At 58.1% G+C, this 769-nt stretch carries 2 protein-coding genes; one reads left to right on the forward strand and one right to left on the reverse strand.

All coding sequences use genetic code 11. The features are described 5' to 3' along the window. Positions 1-272 (reverse strand): hypothetical protein (locus NW818_RS13980; protein WP_414424904.1); only part of this gene is annotated, 272 nt, incomplete at its 3' end. 154 nt (positions 273-426) lie between these two features. Here NW818_RS13980 and NW818_RS13985 point away from each other — a divergent pair. Further along, on the forward strand, positions 427-769 hold a 343-nt coding region (locus NW818_RS13985), incomplete at its 3' end, for a prolipoprotein diacylglyceryl transferase (protein ID WP_414424905.1).

Below are 769 nucleotides of genomic sequence, written 5' to 3' on the forward strand. Positions count from 1 at the left end.
AGCGACGCGATCAGGCGCATCACAACCGCCATAACGAAGAGTTCCGGCACGAGATAGCGTGCCAGTTCGATCGTCGTCAATCGTGTGGATCGCGCGACATAGTGAACAATGCCGGCTTCCAGCCCAATCAGAAAGCAGACAATCACCAGATAGATCGGTTGCCATCCGGGAAAGAGTCGCTGGAGCGCACCCGACACCGCTGCTGCGAGCGACGCAAGCATTAGCGCGACCAGAAACACCACCCGCAGATTGAACGTCACGCCAGGAGGCACGCTGTCACCCTGCCAGACTGAGTCAAGCCATACTTCCGTATGCTGCGCTGCTCCTTCTATGGTACCACAGGAACGCCGGTCGAGCGTCGAAATTATTGACACCTGTGCGGTTGAGGTCTACAATATCCGCTATTCTGTAAAGGGGAGCGGTCGTATGGGACTCTATCCGCCTGATGATCCATTTCTCATCAATACGTCTCTTTTCGGCATTCCGCTTGTCGTGCGCTGGTATGGCGTCATCATCGTCAGTGGTGCGATGCTGGCAGGTTGGATCGCTGCCAGACGCACTCGCCAGCGCGGGTATGATCCGGAGCATATCTGGAACCTGCTGCTGGTTGGAATGATCTCTGGCATCATCGGCGCGCGCGCCTATTATGTCCTGTTTGAGTGGCCCCGCTTCGCCGGTGCATCGTGGCTGGAGATTGTCAACCCGGCGACGGGCGGGCTGGCGATCCATGGAGCGCTGATCGGCGCTGTGGTTGCGGCTGCGCTCTACA

The sequence above is a fragment of the Synechococcus sp. R6-5 genome, assembly GCF_047461775.1.
Taxonomy (GTDB): Bacteria; Cyanobacteriota; Cyanobacteriia; order Thermostichales; family Thermostichaceae; genus Thermostichus.